The 20106-nt window shown below is 30.1% G+C and carries 11 protein-coding genes; all 11 read left to right on the top strand.

The window, feature by feature from the left end; translation table 11 throughout:
• Nucleotides 1–43: 43 nt before the first annotated feature.
• The 11 genes from Lupro_RS07260 (at nt 44) to Lupro_RS07210 (ending at nt 19969) form a co-directional block, all read left to right on the top strand.
• Nucleotides 44–2656 (top strand): TonB-dependent receptor, encoded by a 2613-nt coding sequence (locus Lupro_RS07260; protein WP_068208010.1) that lies wholly within the window; start codon nt 44–46, stop codon nt 2654–2656.
• A gap of 372 nt (nt 2657–3028) precedes the next feature.
• Nucleotides 3029–4258: an MFS transporter gene (locus Lupro_RS07255; protein WP_068208008.1), complete on the top strand. Its 1230-nt coding sequence runs from the start codon at nt 3029–3031 to the stop codon at nt 4256–4258.
• Nucleotides 4259–4269: 11 nt separating this feature from the next.
• Nucleotides 4270–4914: a beta-phosphoglucomutase gene (pgmB, locus tag Lupro_RS07250; protein ID WP_068208006.1), complete on the top strand. Its 645-nt coding sequence runs from the start codon at nt 4270–4272 to the stop codon at nt 4912–4914.
• A 4-nt stretch (nt 4915–4918) separates the two neighbouring features.
• Nucleotides 4919–7171: a glycoside hydrolase family 65 protein gene (locus Lupro_RS07245; protein ID WP_068208003.1), complete on the top strand. Its 2253-nt coding sequence runs from the start codon at nt 4919–4921 to the stop codon at nt 7169–7171.
• A gap of 392 nt (nt 7172–7563) precedes the next feature.
• Complete coding sequence (locus Lupro_RS07240; protein WP_068208000.1) at nt 7564–9840, top strand: NADP-dependent malic enzyme; 2277 nt, start codon at nt 7564–7566, stop codon at nt 9838–9840.
• A 39-nt stretch (nt 9841–9879) separates the two neighbouring features.
• On the top strand, nt 9880–10461 hold the full coding sequence (ruvA, locus tag Lupro_RS07235) for a Holliday junction branch migration protein RuvA (protein ID WP_068207997.1): 582 nt from the start codon (nt 9880–9882) through the stop codon (nt 10459–10461).
• Nucleotides 10462–10464: 3 nt separating this feature from the next.
• The gene (sov, locus tag Lupro_RS07230; protein ID WP_068207994.1) at nt 10465–17508 is read left to right on the top strand and encodes a T9SS outer membrane translocon Sov/SprA; all 7044 of its coding nucleotides are present in this window, start codon (nt 10465–10467) and stop codon (nt 17506–17508) included.
• A 23-nt stretch (nt 17509–17531) separates the two neighbouring features.
• Nucleotides 17532–17912, top strand: a complete 381-nt coding sequence (gene gcvH / locus Lupro_RS07225) for a glycine cleavage system protein GcvH (protein ID WP_068207991.1) — start codon at nt 17532–17534, stop codon at nt 17910–17912.
• Nucleotides 17902–18261 (top strand): VanZ family protein, encoded by a 360-nt coding sequence (locus Lupro_RS07220; RefSeq protein ID WP_082703877.1) that lies wholly within the window; start codon nt 17902–17904, stop codon nt 18259–18261. Before gcvH ends, Lupro_RS07220 begins: the two co-directional genes overlap by 11 nt.
• Nucleotides 18262–18334: 73 nt before the next feature.
• Nucleotides 18335–19054 (top strand): energy transducer TonB, encoded by a 720-nt coding sequence (locus tag Lupro_RS07215; RefSeq protein ID WP_068207988.1) that lies wholly within the window; start codon nt 18335–18337, stop codon nt 19052–19054.
• Nucleotides 19055–19246: 192 nt separating this feature from the next.
• Nucleotides 19247–19969 (top strand): energy transducer TonB, encoded by a 723-nt coding sequence (locus Lupro_RS07210; protein ID WP_068207985.1) that lies wholly within the window; start codon nt 19247–19249, stop codon nt 19967–19969.
• Nucleotides 19970–20106: the final 137 nt, after the last annotated feature.

Here is a 20106-nt window from a genome sequence, read left to right as displayed (position 1 = left end):
TTTTAAAAAGTAAATCAAATTATTTAAACTAAATTAATAAAAGATGAAAAAATTTTTATGTTTAACAGTCTTTGCTTTATTTGCTATTACTAATGCAATAGGACAACAGACAGGTACGATATCAGGGATAATTACTGATGCTTTAAATCAACCTTTGCCTGGGGTAAGTATTATTATTGAAGGAGCGAGTCAAGGAGCATCTTCTAATTTTAATGGGAAATATGAAATAACAGGTGTTTCAAATGGGACATACGTTGTTACTGCATCATTTGTAGGTTATAAATCTGTAAGTCATCAGATTACGCTGGATGGTGAAAATGAGATTCAAAATTTTATTTTGCAAGAAGATTTATTATCTCTTGATGAAGTAATTGTTACAGGATCATCAAATCCTAAAACAAAACTAGAATCAAGCATTGCTGTTACTACAATGAGCGCAAAACAAATTGAAGAAAGATCACCTCAAAGTACTGCAGATCTTTTGCAATCAATACCAGGGTTTTTAGTTGAAACCTCTGGAGGAGAAACAGGGAATAATTTATTTGCTCGTGGAATTCCAACTGCAGGTGCCTATGAGTATGTACAATTTCAAGAAGACGGATTACCAATTTTTGAAGATGGAGCATTACAGTTTGCAAATATTGATAATTTTCAAAGAGTAGATGCAACTGTAAAAAGATTAGAGGCGATTAAAGGGGGGTCAGCATCTATTTATGCATCAGGAGCACCAGGTGGTATTATCAATTTTATATCTAAAACAGGGCAAAATGAGTTTGAAGGAACCACTAAATTAACTGTTGGTGATTACGGGTTATTTAGAACAGATTTCAACTTAGGAGGAGCCATTGTTGAAGATAAATTATTTTTTAATGTTGGTGGATTCTATAGAGTTGATGATGGTATTAGAGATCCAGGATACAAAGCAAACAATGGAGGTCAGGTTAAGCTAAATGTAACATACAAATTTGACAAAGGGTATGCACGTATTAATTATAAAAACTTAAATGACAGAACAATTTTTTACCAATCTACACCATTTGTAAAAGATGGAAATAAAGTAAAAGAATTTTCAGGATTTGATGCTAATTATGGGACTTTTGCTAACCGAGAAATGGCTAATATTAATATACCTCAAGGAGGAGGAGGATTTTTTAAAGCAGACTTAGAAGACGGTATTCACCCTAAAACAACTGCAGTAGGTGGTGAATTTAAATATGAATTATCTGACATTGTTTCTGTAAAAAATAGCTTTAAATCAACCAATATTGATTTAGATTATAATGCAATATTTGCTGCAGCTTGGATGGGTGGAGTAACAAGTCAAGCAGATTACGCAACAGGTTTAGGTATTAACCCTAGTGATGCTTTATTTACATATAATAACGGAGGAGCAACTTTAAATGCTAATACTAACTTAAAAAGAGCTGATTTTTGGAATATCAGAAAGAAGATGGATAATTTTGCCAATAACTTGGCATTTAATTTTAACCTAGACAAAGTAAACCTAAATGTAGGATATTATTATTCGAATTGGAAATCAAAACAAAATTGGAATTGGAGTAGCTTTTTAGCAAGTGTTGAAGATGAAGGTAGATTGGTGAATTTAGTAGATACTAATTCAAATATAGAATACACATATCGTGGTATTTCAGGAATCTCTTGGTTGCAAAGAGAGTCTGAAATTAAAGGGACATTAAATGCTATTTATGTTGATGCTGAAATAGATGCAAGCGAAGATTTAACTTTAAATATTGGGTTTCGTTACGATAGCGACAAATATGCGGGATCAGGAGATCACGGTACTTGGGGAAATGATATAGGAGTTTTACCAAATAACAATGCTGATAATGGAGTAAATATTTTAACAGGAAACTACGTTTATTGGGATTATGATGTAAGTGAATTGTCATATACTGCTGCAGCAAATTATAAATTTAGTGATAATGTAGCGTCTTATGTGAGATATAGCCACGGGTTTAGATCTCCAATTGAAGAAGCTTTTTATGTTGCAGTTGAAAGTGGGCAAGGTAATGCAGCTCTTGCAGAATTAGAACCAACTAAAGTTAATCAATCTGAGCTTGGGTTTAAATATTCTTCAGAAAAATTAGCTTTATTTGCGAATGCATTTTATATGAAATTGGATAATGTTACCTATCAAGATATAAGAGAGGGAGGAGTTTCTGAAAGAAAGTTTGCTAATGTGAATAACATTGGATTAGAGTTAGAAGCTATTTTGAAAATGGGTAAATTTAATTTAAATTTTAATGGAACAATTCAAAATCCTGAGTATAGTGGTTATGAGGGGTCTCAGGCGTCACTTAATGGTAATTTAGCTAGGAGAATTTCAAAAGTATATTTTAATTTTAGACCAGATTATAACATCTCAGACAAATTTAATGTATATGCAAAATACTCATATTTTGGTAAAAAATATAACGATATAGGAAATACATTTGAATTACCAGAATTTGGAGTTGTAAATGCAGGAGCGTCTTATAAAGTTAATAATTTGAGATTTGCTTTAGATGCAGCAAACCTATTTAATACAATAGGTCTTACTGAAGGAGATGGAGGAGCACCAGCAAATGGAGCAGTATTTTTAGGAAGATCAATTTTAGGGAGATCGGTAAGATTGTCTGTTGCAATTAATTTCTAAAAAAACTATTTACTGCATTTACATTATGAAATTTATAAATGCAGTAAATTTTTATTTCTAAAACCCGTTGTGTATTATAATTTAATAAAAAAAGTAGTTATTACTATAAGTAATTAGTGAATTATTTTATACATAAAGCGTTGTTTATAAGTGTATTAAATCACAAAAGAACATGTTGTAATTATTGAAAAAAATATAAAAAAAATCAACATTTAGAGCCTGTTTAGAATTAGAATATCCCCAAAATCATTACATTAACTGAAGCTCAACACATATACAAGTTTATTTTTGGGAGAAACATTAACTATATTAGAATTAATATTATTTAAAATGCACAACAGATTTTTAAAATCAATAATTAACTTGTTTTAAATGAAGAATATTGGAATAAAAATATCATTATATTTAAATTACTTTGTTTTTGCTATTTTATTAAATAGCGTTGGAATTGTAATTTTAAAATCTTTAGAAAATTATGGCGTTAACGAGGTTCAAGCAAGTGTTTTAGAGTGGTTTAAGGATTTGCCAATAGCAATAGTGTCGTTTGTTGTAGCATCATTTTTACCAAGAATTGGATATAAAAAATCTATGTTAATAGCATTAACGTTATCTATGTTCGCTTGTGTTTATATGTATTTTGGTAATTCTTTTTGGACAGCCAAAATATTATTTGCATCTGTTGGAATTTCCTTTGCATTAATTAAAGTTTCCGTGTACTCAGTTATAGGCCTTTTAACAGATAGCCCTAAAGAACACAACAGCTTTATGAGTTCTATTGAAGGGGTTTTTATGATTGGAATTGCCTTAGCTTATTTTTTATTCCCTGCGTTTAATTCAAATGAAGATCCAGATGCATGGCTACGAGTTTATTGGTTATTAGCAGGATTAACTTTTATTTCATTTGTATTGTTATATTTTACAAAGTTTGATGAAGGGAATGAAATACCAGGTGTAAATCTATTGGATGATATAAAGCAAATGATAATGCTTTGTTCAAAAATATTGGTAATAATTTTTATTTGCAGTGCATTTTTATTTGTAATGGTTGAGCAAGGCATTATGACTTGGTTACCTACATTTTACAATCGTGTTTTGCAGCTCCCTTCAAATGTTAGTATTATGATGGCAAGTATTTTTGCGTTGTCTTTAGCAGTTGGTAGAATTGGTGCGGGTATAGTATCTAAATACATTTCATGGTTTTACATTTTATCATTTTGCATTGTAGTAGCAATGTTAATGGTAATTTTTGTCTTGCCAAAAACTATTGAAGCTGAGGTTAGTGTGATTAATTCAATCAAAGATATTCCGTTAATAGGATATGCTTTCCCTATTGTAGGAGTATTTATAGCTCCAATTTATCCATTATTAAATTCATCAGTTTTAAGTGCTTTACCTAAAAAATTACATAGCCCAATGACAGGCTTAATAGTTGTTTTTTCAGCACTTGGAGGCACTTCAGGATCAACTTTTATAGGGTGGTTATTTAAAAATTTTGGTGCTAAATCAGCATTTTTCTACACATTAATTCCAATGGCTTTATTATTAGTTTCAATAATGGTTCTGTACAGGTTAACAAATAAATCAAAAGCTAATATTTATTAAACATTCATAGCATGATTAAAGGAATAATATTTGATTTGGACGGTGTAATTACTGATACCGCAGAATTTCATTATTTATCATGGAAACAATTAAGTAATGAAGAACGACTAAATTTTGATAAGCTGCTAAATGAAAAATTAAAAGGAGTCTCACGTGCAAAATCACTTGATAGAATTCTAAAACATAACAATACAACTTTTTCTAAAACAAAACAGAAAGATTGTTTGGAGCGTAAAAATAATTATTATTTACAATATCTTAAAAAAATTACTCAAAAAGATTATTTACCTAGAATAAAGAAATTTTTACAAGAATTACAGGCATCTAATATTAAAATAGGATTGGGTTCTGCAAGTAAAAATGCTTTATCAGTATTGGAAAGGTTAGAAGCAACTCCTTTTTTTAATGTAATTGGAGATGGAAACTCAGTTAAAAAGGCTAAACCAGCTCCAGATTTATTTCTATATGTAGCTAAAGAACTAGGGCTAACTCCTAATGAGTGTATAGTAATTGAAGATGCTTCATCTGGAATTGAAGCTGCTCATAAGGCTGGAATGAAAGCCATAGGTATAGGTTCTAAAGAGGTTTTAGGAAAGGCAGAGGTTGTTTTAGAAAGTACAAATTTTTTAAAATTAGAAATAATACAAAATATTTAGACAAATGAATAGTTGGATTTTAAAAGATAGTAATTATAAAGAATCGTATCAACTAAAAGAAACTCTTTTTAGTGTAGCAAATGGCTATTTAGGAGTAAGAGGAAGTTTCGAAGAAGGATTAAATAAAGAAATTTTAACCGTTAGAGGAACATATATAAATGGTTTTTATGAAAAAGAAGAAATCATTTATGGAGAAAAACTACATGGTTTCCCTAATAATAGCGAAAGTATTTTAAATGTTATTGATACTCAGGGAATAAAAATCAGAATTAATGAAGAAGAGTTTTCATTAGATAAAGGAGAAGTCTTGTCATTTGAAAGAGAGTTGAATTTTAAAAAAGGCATAGCAACAAGGAAGGTACATTGGAGGTCTCCAAAAGGAAATGAAATTCATATAGAGTTTAAAAGGTTAATATCATTCATTCAAAAAGAACTTTTTTTAATTCAAATGGAGGTTGAAGCACTAAATTTTGATGGTGTAATTGAAATTGTTTCTAAAATAGATGGCGATGTAAGTAATATTATTGTTGAAGAAGATCCACGAGTTGGTTCTGCAAATGCAAAGGCTCTTAAAGTTATAAATGTAAAGCAAGAAAACAATTGTTCGTTTATAGAAGCAAAAACAAAAAACTCTAATTTAATTGTTGTTTCAGGAATTGCACATAAATACCCTAAAGAATTTATAGAATCAATTTTAACAGAACAAAAAAACAGCAATCATTTTATTAAAGGAAGTTTGCTTCAAGGAAAAAAAAATATTTTCACAAAATATGCTGTTTATACAGATACAATTAGATATAAAAATGAAATATCTAAAAATGTTGAAATTTTAAACAGTGTTTTAACGTACGATTTTAATCATTTTGCTTTTTTACAAGAGGAATATTTAAATGATTTTTGGAAATCATCTAACATTGAAATTAATGGCGATGAGAAAATGCAACAAGCTATTCGTTTTAATATATTTCATTTATTGCAATCTACAGGGAAAGACCAGTGGAGTAATATTTCGGCAAAAGGACTTTCGGGAGAAGGATATGAAGGGCATTATTTTTGGGATACAGAAATTTATATTTTCCCTTTTTTCCTATTCACCAATCCAAATTTGGCAAAAAACTTATTAAACTATAGGTATACAATTTTAGATTATGCCCGTAAAAGAGCAAAACAAATGGGGCATACCACTGGGGCGCTTTACCCTTGGAGAACAATTTCAGGTAACGAATGCTCTCCTTTTTTTCCAGCCGGAACTGCACAATATCATATTAATGTAGATATAGCATATTCAATAATTCAATATTTTGAGGTAACCGAAGATATTGGTTTCATGATAGAAAAAGGTATGGAAATGTTAGCTGAAATGGCCAGATTAATGTATCACATAGGTCATTTTAGGAATGATGGTAAATTTTGTATTGATGCCGTAACTGGCCCAGATGAGTATACTTGTATTGTAAATAATAATTACTATACTAATGTACTTACCAAAAATCTTTTTGATAAAATAGGGGCTATTTGGAATAGCATTAAAGAAACTCACAAGGGTGAGTTGGAAAAAATTTCCAATAAAATAAAATTCAATGAAGAGGAATTAATTAATTTTGAAAAAGCAGGAAATAAAATGTACTTGCCTTTTGACAAGGAGAGAAAATTACACCCACAAGATGATAGTTTTTTCAATAAAAAAGTATGGGATTTTGAAAATACTCCAAAAGAAAACTATCCATTATTATTAAATTATCACCCTTTAACTTTATACAGACACCAAGTTTGCAAACAAGCAGATACAATATTAGGGCATTTCTTACTTGAAGGAGAAACAGAATTAGAATTTATAAAGAATGATTACAATTATTATGAAAAAATTACAACTCATGACTCTTCCCTGTCAACCTGTATTTTTAGTATTATGGCAAATAGAATTGGCAAATATAAAGAAGCATATGATTATTTTATGAATACATCAAGATTAGATATCGATAATTTACATCACAATACTGAAAATGGTATTCATACTGCCTGTATGGGAGGTTCTTGGATGTCTATTGTATTTGGTTTTGCAGGTATGCGCGTAATTAATGGGGAATTGAGTTTTAGACCTAATTTACCAAAAAACTGGGAAAGCTTAAATTTTAGAATAAATTTTAAAAATAGAGTTTTAAATTGTAATCTTGAGACAAATACAATTGAAATTAAATTGATAGATGGGCAACCTTTAAAAATTTGTGTTAACAACAATTTAATAGAGGTTAATTAAATTACTTTTTTCAATTGACGTTTATGTTTTATAAAGAAAAAGATTAATTAGTTCTAAAATAGAGCCTTCAAACCAGATGAATCTGTTTACTATATTGATGAGAATAAAAAAGAATGAGGCTGTCTAAAAAGTGTCATTCTGAATGTAAATGAAGAATCTTCTTGAAATTAAACACTTATATATCAAGATGTTGAGATTTTTCACTTTATTCAAAATGACAAGTATAATTGCTTTTCAGACAGCCTCGTTTAAAACTTAATATGTCTTTTTTGTATAACTGTTTCACATATTAATGTAACATTTGTTTTTAATAATATGATAAATGTTAGCTTTTGTTTCTTTTAATTATAGTTAACTTTGTACTCAGTATTTTATACGAAATTATAACTATTATGAGTGATTCTAAATTAAGAAGAGAAGCGTTATTGTATCATGCAAAACCATCTCCAGGTAAAATTCAAGTAATTCCAACCAAAAAACACGCAACCCAAAAAGATTTATCATTGGCTTATACGCCGGGCGTTGCTATACCTTGTTTAGAAATTGAGAAGGACCCGAATAATGCTTATAAATATACTTCAAAAGGAAACTTAGTGGCTGTTATTTCAAATGGAACAGCAGTTTTAGGATTGGGAAATATTGGAGCATTAGCTGGAAAACCAGTCATGGAAGGTAAAGGATTATTATTTAAAATATTTGCTGGAATTGACGTTTTTGATATTGAAGTTGACACTACTGATGTAGATAAATTTGTAGAAACGGTTAAAAATATTTCACCAACTTTTGGAGGAATTAATTTAGAAGATATCAAAGCTCCAGAAGCTTTTGAAATTGAACGTAGATTAAAAGAGGAATTAGATATTCCTGTAATGCATGACGATCAGCACGGAACAGCAATAATCTCAGCTGCTGCCTTAAAAAACGCAGTTGAAATTGCAAAAAAAGATATTTCAAAAGTTAAAATTGTAGTAAGTGGTGCTGGTGCAGCAGCAATTTCTTGTTCACGTTTATATATAGCAATTGGTGTAAAAAGAGAAAATATTGTTATGTGTGATAGCAAAGGAGTAATTAGAAAAGACATTAAAAATCTAAGTAGTCAAAAAGCCGAATTTGCAACAGCTAGAGATATTTACACATTGGAAGAGGCAATGGATGGGTCAGATGTATTTATTGGTTTATCAAAAGGAAATCTTGTAACGCCAAAAATGCTATTAACTATGGCAAAAGATCCAATAGTTTTTGCAATGGCAAATCCAACTCCTGAGATTGAATATAAATTAGCTGTAGAAACAAGAAAAGATATTATTATGGCTACCGGAAGATCAGATAATCCTAACCAGGTAAATAATGTATTAGGATTTCCATTTATTTTTAGAGGAGCTTTAGATGTTAAAGCAACAGCAATTAATGAAGAAATGAAAATTGCGGCTGTTCATGCATTGGCTGATTTAGCGAAAGAAACAGTACCAGAACATGTAAATATAACCTACGGGAAAACCAATATCCAATTTGGAAGAGAATATATTATACCTACACCATTTGATAATAGACTTATAACTAAAGTTCCTCCAGCGGTTGCAAAAGCAGCAATGGAATCAGGTGTGGCAAAAGAGCCAATAAAAGATTGGGAAGCTTATGAAGAAGAGTTAGCAGAAAGATTAGGAACAGGGAATAAATTAATGAGGATGCTTACTTCACGTGCTAAATCAAACCCTAAAACTGTTGTTTTTGCTGAAGCAGATCACTTTGATGTTTTAAAAGCGGCACATATTGTTTATGAAGATGGAATTGGAATTCCAATTTTATTAGGTGATAAAAAAATTATCAAAGAATTAATGGCTGAGATTAATTTTGAAGGAGATGTTAAAATAATAGACCCAAAATCTGCTGAAGAAAAAGAAAGGAGAAATCGTTTCGCTAAAGTATACTGGGAAAAGAGAAAACGCAAAGGGATTTCATTGTTAGATGCACAAAAATGGATGCGAGAGCGTAATTATTTTGCAGCAATGATGGTAAATGAAGGAGAAGCAGACTCGCTAGTTACAGGTTATTCACGCAGTTACCCTACTGTTGCAAAACCAATAATTGAATTGATAGGAAAAGCAGAAGGAGTACTTAGAGTTGCTGCAACTAATATTATGATGACTGAGCGAGGACCCATGTTTTTCTCTGACACAGCTTTCAATATAAATCCAACTCAAGAAGAATTGGTTCAAATTGCAAGAATGACAGCTGAAGTAATGAAAATTTTTGGTGTTGAACCTAATTTAGCGATGTTATCATATTCAAATTTTGGTTCCGCACAATCAAAATCAGCAACAAAAGCTTCAAATGCCGTAGATTACCTTCATAAACACTATCCTGAAATTATTATTGATGGTGAAATTCAAGCAGATTTTGCATTGAGTAGAGAATTAAGAGATGAAAAATTTCCTTTCACCAAATTACTTAATAAAAAAGTAAATGGATTAATTTTCCCAAACTTAAATTCAGCAAATATTAGCTACAAGCTAATCAAGAGATTAAATAATGTAGAATCAATAGGCCCAGTTGTTATGGGGTTAAAAAAACCAGCACATATTTTACATTTAGGATCTAGTGTAGATGAAATTGTAAATATGGTTTGTGTGGCTGTGGTAGACGCTCAAGAAAACAGTAAAAAGCAATAATAATTTTATTACATTTGGTGTTATTAGAAAATATAAAATATGATAACCCATATAAGAGGTAAGTTAGTTGAAAAAAACCCAACCTATGTTATAATTGAAGCAAATGGCATTGGCTATTGGCTAAATATTTCTTTAAATACTTTTTCTCTTTTACCCAAAAATGAGGCTATTTTATTATATACCCATCTTTCAGTAAAAGAAGATTCGCATACACTTTATGGTTTTATTAGTAAAACTGAACGTGAAATTTTTAGATTGCTTATCTCTGTTTCTGGAGTTGGCCCTAGCATAGCACGTACAATGTTATCCTCAATGACTACAGATGAAATTCAACAAGCTATTGGCTCTGGAAATGTAGGGGCTATTCAATCAGTTAAAGGTATTGGAGTAAAAACAGCACAGCGTGTTTTACTAGATTTGAAAGATAAAATTTTAAAAACTTTTATTATTGATGAAGTTTCTTTCGCTGAAAACAATACGAATAAAAATGAAGCGTTATCTGCTTTAGAGGTTTTAGGATTCAATAAAAAACAATCAGAAAAAGTATTGGATAAAATTTTATTAGAAAATAAAATATCAAGTGTTGAAATTTTAATAAAAAAAGCGCTTAAAAATTTATAAGATTTGAAAAAGAGCGAATTTATTTTCAAAATAGCTGTATTATTTTTTTTATTGTTGTTTATTCAATCAACAGTGAAGGCTCAAATACCCCAGGTTGTTAGACCTATAGACACTACAAAAGTCACCAAAATTAGCGACTCACTAAAATTAAAATACCCCTTTAAAAGCAACCAATCTGGGAGCCTGTATTTAGCAGATCCATCAAAATCTGAAGTTATTTATGATGCTGAATTAGGAAAATATATGATTATTGAAAGAATTGGAGGTTATTTAGTGAAACGTCCAATTTACATGACACAAGAGGAGTATAAAAAATTCAAGCTTAAAAAAGATATGCTTGAATATTACAAAGAAAAAATTAGTGCTACAAATAGTAAAAGAATTGGAAGTGAAAATGCACAAAAAAATTTACTACCAACTTATTATGTAAAATCAGATTTTTTTCAGTCCGTTTTTGGAGGAGATAAAATAGAAGTAAACGCACAAGGATCTGTGTTAATTAAATTAGGGATGTTATATCAAAAGGTTGATAACCCCCAATTATCTGAGCGAAACCGAAGTAGTTTCACATTTGATTTTAACCAAGAAATTAGTGCAAGTATTTTAGCCAACGTAGGTACAAGATTAAAAGTAGGAGCACAATATGATACTCAATCAACTTTTAACTTCCAAAATCAGGTAAAATTAGAATACACTCCTACAGAAGATGATATACTTCAAAAAATAGAAGTGGGAAATGTAAGTATGCCTTTAAAAAATTCATTAATTGTAGGAGCACAAAGTTTGTTTGGTGTTAAAACACAATTACAATTTGGGAAAACAACTATTACAGGTGTATTTGCAGAACAAAAATCACAAACACGTTCAGTAGCTGCACAAGGAGGTTCAACAATTCAGGAATTTGAGTTGCATACAACTGATTATGACCAAAATCGTCATTTCTTTTTAGCACAGTATTTTAGAGATAATTATAACAATGCTTTAAAAGATTTTCCATTAATAAATAGCGCTATTAATATCACAAGAATTGAAGTTTGGATTACGAATAGAAGAGCTTCCACAACAGATATTAGAAATATTGTGGCTCTTGCTGATATTGGAGAAGGAAACCCTGTAAATATTGGACCTGCAAATGTAACTCCAGTTCCAGGAGCACTATTACCGTCTAACGAGTCAAATGATATTTCGTCAATTTTAACTACAACAAATGCAGTTCGAAAAATTGCTACAGTAAGTAGTGGATTATCATCATTCTCAATGCAGCAAGGACGTGATTATTCTGTGTTGGAAAATGCGATTAAGTTACGTCCAGATGAATTTACATTACAACCACAATTAGGAATTATTTCATTAAATAGGAGATTAACAGATTCTGATGTGCTTGCTGTAGCTTATGAATATACAGTAAGTGGAGATTCTAAAGTATATAGAGTAGGTGAATTTATAAGTGATGGAATTATAGCACCAGATAATATTGTTGTTAAATTATTGAGAAGTGAAATAATAAGTACACAAATACCATTATGGGATTTGATGATGAAGAATGTTTATTCTTTACAAACTTATAGAATGCAACCAGAAGGTTTTAGATTAGAATTATTATATGCTGATGATGCTACAGGAGTTTCAATAAATGTATTACAAAATGCACAAACACCAAATATTTCAGATAGAACATTATTGAATTTATTTGATATTGATAGGTTAGACCAAAGCCAATTTTACACACCCGAAGGTGATGGCTATTTTGATTATGTTGAAGGCGCAACGGTAAATTCAGAAAAAGGATATATTATTTTCCCTACGGTAGAACCCTTCGGAAAAGACTTGCAATCAAAGTTAACCGACCCAGCAGATGAAATATATGTTTTTAATGAGTTGTATGAAATGACTCAATCTGAAGCTAAAAACAACTTTCAACAAAAAGATAAATACTTAATAAAAGGATATCACAAATCTGAAAATGAAAATGGTATTCCTTTAGGGGCTTTTAATGTTCCACAGGGCTCAGTTAGAGTTACCACAGGAGGAAGAGAATTAGTTGAAGGGGTTGATTACGTTGTAGATTATCAAATGGGTAGAGTGCAAATTGTAAACCCAAGTTTAGAAGCATCCAATGCGCCAATTCAAGTTTCAGTTGAAAATAATGCTACATTTAATTTACAAACGAAACGGTTTACGGGGATTGATATTGAACATAAATTTTCAAATAAATTTATTGCAGGAGCAACAATTTTAAATTTAAATGAGAGGCCAATAACTCAAAAAGCATTGTTTAACCAAGAGCCAATTAACAATACTATTTTTGGGTTAAATGCGAACTTTGGAACGGAAGTGCCAAAATTCACAAAATGGGTGAATAAGTTGCCTAATATTGATACAGATGTTATTTCAAATTTTTCAATTAGAGGAGATTTTGCTTATTTAAAGCCAGGTTCACCGAAAAGGATTAGCCTAGATGGAGAAGCAACTTCTTATGTAGATGATTTTGAGGGTTCTCAAATTCCACTAGAAATTAAATCTGTTCAACAATGGCATTTGGCAAGCACCCCCCAATATCAAACACAATTTGATTTAGGAGGGAATGAAATAGATTTGTCTTATGGGTATAAAAGAGCTCGATTAGCTTGGTATATTATTGACCCATTATTTTATGGAGGAACATCATTAAAACCTGGAAATATTGACAATGCTGAACTTTCACGTGCAGAGGTTAGAAGAATAAGGTTTGAAGAGTTGTTTCCTGAACAAGATTTAGATTTAACTCAAACAACTATAGTTAGAACCTTTGATTTGGCATACTTTCCTAATGAAAGAGGAAGTTATAATTACGACACTAATAATGTAGGAGGAGATGGTAAATTTACAAACCCTGAAGATAGGTGGGCCGGTATTACTAGAGCATTAACAACAACAGATTTTGAACGATCAAATGTAGAATACATTCAGTTTTGGTTAATGAATCCGTATGATCATTATTCAATTACGAATGAAGAAGGACTACCCGTTGGAGTTAATCCAAATGACCCTGAAAACCAAGTGGGAGATTTGTATTTTAATCTTGGAAATATTTCTGAAGACGTTTTAAAAGACGGAAGAAAAATGTATGAAAATGGATTACCTGAAAATCCTTTAAGTACAACAAATACAGATCCAACTATTTGGGGTAAAATACCAACAAGTCAGTCTCTATTATATGCTTTTAGTGATAATGATAATGAGCGGTTGAATCAAGATATTGGTTATGATGGTCTAAATGATGAGGAAGAAATACAATTGTTTGGAACTAGTTTTGGGCTTGATCCAGCAAATGATAACTACTCTTATTTTAGAAGTTCAGAATATGACAATACGGATGCCTCAATTATAACACGATATAAAAAGTACAATAATACACAGGGAAACTCACCAACAAATAATTTATCTCCAGAAAATTATCCAACTTCTGCAACCACATTTCCTGATACAGAAGATATTGATAAAGATCAAACAATGAATTCAGTAGAAAGTTACTATCAATATAAAGTATCTTTAAACAAAAATGATTTAGTTGTAGGGCGCAATAATATTGTTGATGAAAAAACGGTAACAGTGAAGCTTGAAGACGGTAGTGAAAAACAATATAGATGGTTGCAATTTAGAATACAGGTTGCTACACCAGATGAAGTTATTAATGATATAACAGGTTTCAATTCAATTCGGTTTATGAGAATTTTCTTAACAAAATTTAAGATGCCAATTGTTTTACGTTTTGGTGAATTACAATTAGTTAGAGGAGACTGGAGACGTTATACCAAAACGTTAGATGAAGCAATTACACCACCACAAAACTTAACCACACCACAATTACAAAATTTTGAAGTAGGAGTAGTTAATATTCAAGAAAACGAAAAAAGATCACCAATACCTTATACCTTACCTCCAGGAATTCAGCGAGAGATTTTAAGAGGAAGTACCACCTTGCAAAAACAAAATGAGCAATCAGTAACCATTAAAGTAACAGACTTAGAACCTAATGAAACTAGAGCAATATTTAAAAATGTAAATGTTGATTTAAGGATGTATAAAAAATTAAAATTGTTTTTACATGCTGAAGGAATACAAACTAAGCCACAGGTTCAAGATAACGAAGTAAAAGCTATAATTAGAATAGGAAGTGATTTAAATGATAATTATTATCAGCTTGAAAAACTGCTTACAATTTCAGATTATGGCGTAATTTCACCCCTTGAAATATGGCCTGAAGAAAATAATTTAAATGCATTGTTAGAGTATTTAGGGAAGTTAAAACTGTTAAGATTTGACGAAGGTATTGCACCAAATGTACTTTATCCTGCTATTGGAACACCTTCCCCAATAGAAGGTTTAGAAGGGTATGATATTAGAGTAAAAGGAAATCCAAATTTATCAAATATTAGAACCATTATGTTAGGCGTTAAAAACGTAACAAATGTGAATCAAAGTGCTGAAATTTGGTTTAACGAAATGCGTGTTTCTGAATTTGATAATCAGGGCGGATGGGCTGCAGTTGTAAGTGCTGATGCAAACTTTGCAGATTTTGCAGATGTCTCTATTACAGGAAGAATGGAAACAAAAGGTTTTGGAGGTATAGAGCAACGTGTAAATGAACGCAGCCAAGAAGATACAAAATTATATGATATAGTTACCAATGTAAATCTAGGAAAACTACTACCAAAAACATGGGGAATTAAGTTGCCATTAAATTATAGTATTTCTGAACAATTTAAAGACCCAAAATACGACCCTCAATATCAAGATGTATTATTTGAGGAAGCAAAAAATATCAACCCAAATAGCAATAAAGCAAGAGATTATACTAAAAGAAGAAGTATTAGCTTAATAAATGTTAGAAAAGAATTCAATCCAAACTCAACCAAAAAACAACGTTTTTATAATATAGAAAATGTATCTGTTTCATACGCATTTAATGAAATCTATCGCAAAAACTATAATATTCAAAAATTTGTTGATCAAAACGTGAGAGCTTCTGCAAATTATAATTATAGTTTTGGACCTATGAGTATTGAGCCATTTAAAAATTGGAAATCTTTAAATAGTAGGTATTTAAAATTTATAAAAGATTTAAATGTAAATTTATTACCATCAACTATTTCAATTAACTCAAGTATTATTAGAAGATACAGTGAGCAATTATCACGAAGTTTAATAGAAGGATTGCCAGAATTACCAGTGTTGAAGCAACGTTTTTTTATGTTTGATTGGGATTACAATATTGGGTATAACCTAACAAAATCGTTACAATTTAATTTTCGAGCAACCAATAATTATATCTATGATGATTTTAAAGCTTCAGACGATATACAGTTAATGGATAATTTCTTTACACTTGGAAGGCCAAATCATTATCATCAAACACTAAATGGAACGTATGAAATTCCTTTAAATAAAATTCCATTTTTAAATTTTGTAAAAGCAAACTATGTATATACTGCAGATTTTGATTGGCAATCAGCATCACAATCCTATGTCAATCAAATTGGGAATGTAATTCAAAATAAAAACACACATACCTTAGGAGCAAATATTGATTTTAATAAATTTTATAAAATTTTAAGTTTAAACAAATTGTTTAATAAAAAGAATTCTTCATCCAAAAAAGGAAGCTCTAAAACACCAATTATACCAAGAAATTTTAAAACAAAAAAGAAAAAAACAATTGGAGGTAAAATAGGACAAGGGTTTTATAACCTTTTAACATCCATTAAAAAAGCGCGTATTAATTACTCTGAAAACAATGGTACTTATTTACCGGGATATTTACCAGAAATAGGATTCTTAGGACGTGATAATTTTAGTGGAAGTTTAGCACCAACATTTGGGTTTGTTTTTGGTAGCCAAATAGATATTAGACAACGAGCAATTGAAAATGGTTGGTTGCTATCACGTAATATTAATGACCCTTATTTCAATAGAACATATAGCAAAACCCATTTTAATAAATTAGATGGTATTATTACTGTTGAACCGTTTAAAAATTTCGATTTAGAGTTTAGAGGTAATAGAACGTATACCACAAAAACATCACAACAATTAGATGTGGTAGACAATATATTAGATACAAATGCTCCCATTACAGAATTTGGGAATTTCAGCATCAGCTATAATATGTTAAAAACATCTTTTAGTAACAATAATGTAAATTTTGAAAAATTCAAAACTAACAGAGCAATCATTGCTCAGCGTTTAGCATTAAATACAGGGCAACCAATAAATGGGTTTGGAGAAACTAGCCAGCAAGTTATGCTCCCTGCATTTATGGCAGCATACTCAGGTAAGGATGCTTCAAAAATAAGTTTAAATACATTTAAAAGCGTTCCAATTCCAGGGTGGAGATTAAATTATAAAGGGTTTATGAGAATGAAATGGTTTAAAAAACGTTTTAGAAGTTTTTCAATTTCACACAGTTATAATTCACTGTATTCAATTACAAATTTTAGTAATAATTTAGAATATAATGTAAATAATCCGTATGCTGAAACGGATATTGTGGGGAATTACTTCAATAAAACACTTTTTACAAATGTAAATTTGATTGAAGAATTTTCTCCATTACTAAAAGTAGATATGAAAATGAAAAATTCATTATCTTTCAGCGGTAGAATAAATAAAGATAGAGGATTAACGTTAAATTTTAATAATAATACTATTACTCAAATTAAGGGAACAGAATATGTTATAGGATTAGGTTATAGAATTAAAGATTTAAAAATGAAATTAAAATTTGGAGGAGAAGTAACTAGATTAAAAGGGGATCTGAATGTAAGAGCCGATTTATCTTTAAGAGACAACATAACAGTTATTAGAGCAATAGATCAAGATAATAATCAAGTAACAGGAGGGCAACGTTTACTATCTCTTAAACTTTTTGCCGATTATGCAGTAAGTAAAAATTTAATAGCATCTTTCTATTTTGATCAAAGTTCATCTAGATACGCAATTTCAACTACTTTCCCTAGACAATCTGTGAGTTCTGGGTTAAGTATTAGATATATATTAGGAAATTAATTAACAAATTAAATTTAATAAAAATGAATATTCCAGAAGAATTAAAGTATACAAAAGACCATGAATGGATAAAAATTGAAGGAGATACAGCAACAGTAGGTATTACGCATTTTGCGCAATCTGAATTAGGAGACATTGTTTATGTAGATGTTGATACTGTTGATGAAACAGTTGAAAAAGATGAAGTGTTTGGCTCTGTTGAAGCCGTAAAAACAGTATCAGATTTGTTAATGCCTTTAACAGGTGAAGTAACAGATTTTAATGAAGCTTTAGAAGATGAACCAGAAAAAGTGAATACAGATCCTTATGGAGAAGGATGGATGATTAAAATAGCTATTTCTGATACTTCTCAAGTTGAAGCGTTATTATCAGCTGAAGATTATAAAAAATTAATTGGAGCGTAAATTATATTTTTACAGTGCACTACTTTTAACAATTGTAATTACAATAGGTAGTCTAATTTCAATCCCTAAATTAGAAGTAACACAAGTACAAATTTCAGATAAACTTGTGCACATATCTGCTTATTGTTTGCTAACATTAAATTGGTTGCTGGCCTATAAGTTTAAAGCCAATAAACTAAAATTTAGTTTATTGATTTTGCTGTTTGTTTTTATTTATGGCATAGTTATTGAAGTTTTGCAAGGAACCATAACCAATTATAGGCAGGCAGATTTATTAGATGTTTTAGCCAATTTTATAGGTATTGGTCTCTCTTTTATATTTTTTAGCCTATTTTTTAAAAGAAAATAGAATGAAATAAAAAATATACTTGTATAATATATTAAAATTATTAAATTAGCACACTATTTAAATTATTTTATAAATGGAAGTTAAAAAAAGTCCAAAAGCAAATCTAGAAAACTACAGCAAGTTGTTTATGCAATTAGGTTTAGTTTTAGCACTATTAGTGGTATATTTAGCCATTGAAAAAAAGACGTATGATAGAGTAATTGGTGATCTTGGTCCAGTTGTTTTAAACGCTGAAGATGATGAACAAACAATTGAAATTGCACCACCACCTCCACCAGAACAAAAAGCACCACCACCACCAACTCCTGATAAGATTGAAATTGTAGAGGATGAAAAAGAAGTTGAAGAAACAGTTATAGAGTCTACTGAAACTGATGAAGATGACGCTGTTGAAGTTGAAGAAATAGTTGATGTTGAAGAAGATGAAGATGTAATGGAAGATGTGCCTTTTGCAATTATTGAAGATGTTCCTGTTTATCCTGGCTGTAAAGGAAATAAAGCAAAATTAAGAGCCTGTTTGCAAGAAAAAATAACAAAGCATGTAAATAGGAAATTTAATTCTGATTTAGCGTCAGATTTAGGTTTGTCACCAGGGGTTAAGCGTATTTTTGTGATGTTTAAAATTGATAAAAATGGAAATATTACCAATGTAATGGCGCGTGCACCTCATAAAAGATTACAAGCTGAAGCAATTAGAGTTATAAAATTACTACCTAAAATGATTCCTGGAAAACAACGAGGAAGACCTGTAGGAGTAAAATATAGTTTGCCAATTGCATTTAAAGTAGAATAAATATTAGAAAATTATAATTAAAAAGCTCAACCATTTGGTTGAGCTTTTTTTTTGGCCTGTTTATTGCATTAACATAATTTTAACATTTGTCCTTGATAAGAGTTGTTAAAAACTAAAAATCTTAATACCACTCAAAACAATTAATTTCAAATAACATGCTCTTAAAAAGGATGAAATAAAACGGATAAAATTATGAATACAAAAAAACACCCAAATGCAAATTTAGAAAATTACAGTAAATTATTTGTACAATTAGGACTTGTTTTATCTTTACTTGTCGTATATGTATTAATACAAAACAAAACTTTTGAAAAAGAAATAGCTATTTTAAGCGATACTGGTAGAGAAGACGCTTTTAATCCAGAGTCAAATATTATATATGAGATTGAACCCAAAATTAAACAACCACTTCCTAAAAAAGTAATTTTAATTGATATTCAAAAGAAGGATGATGACTCCGATTTTATAGAAACAACACTTAAAGATATTGATACAAGCGAACCTATTGATGACTTAGGGTTTATTGATGTTGATTCAGGTAATACTGATGAGGTTCTTGAAGATGTGCCTTTTGCAATTATTGAAGACGTTCCAGTTTATCCAGGTTGTAAAGGAGATAAGGATCAGTTAAGGGCTTGTTTACAAGAAAAAATCACAAAACATATATATAGAAATTTTAATTCAGGGTTAGCATCTGAACTTGGTTTAACACCTGGAGTAAAACGTATTTTTGTACTATTTAAAATTGATAGAAATGGAGATATTACAAATATACAGGCTCGAGCACCTCATAAAAAGTTAAAGGAAGAAGCTATTAGAATTGTAAAGTTATTGCCTAAAATGGAACCAGGAATGCAGCGTAAAATTCCTGTTAGTGTAAAGTACAGCTTGCCAATTGCATTTAAAGTAGAATAGCAATAAAATTTTATAAGTTATTTAAAAAGACTCATCCGCTTAAATGAGTCTTTTTTTGCCTGTTTATTGCATTTTGTTCAAAAATTTCGTAAATTTAATACGATGAACATCTTGCAAGGTATTGATACAATACTCTT

The organism is Lutibacter profundi (assembly GCF_001543325.1).
Classification (GTDB): Bacteria; Bacteroidota; Bacteroidia; order Flavobacteriales; family Flavobacteriaceae; genus Lutibacter; species Lutibacter profundi.
Note: the sequence above shows the minus strand (reverse complement) of the source record. Positions and strands in the feature narration are given on the sequence as shown.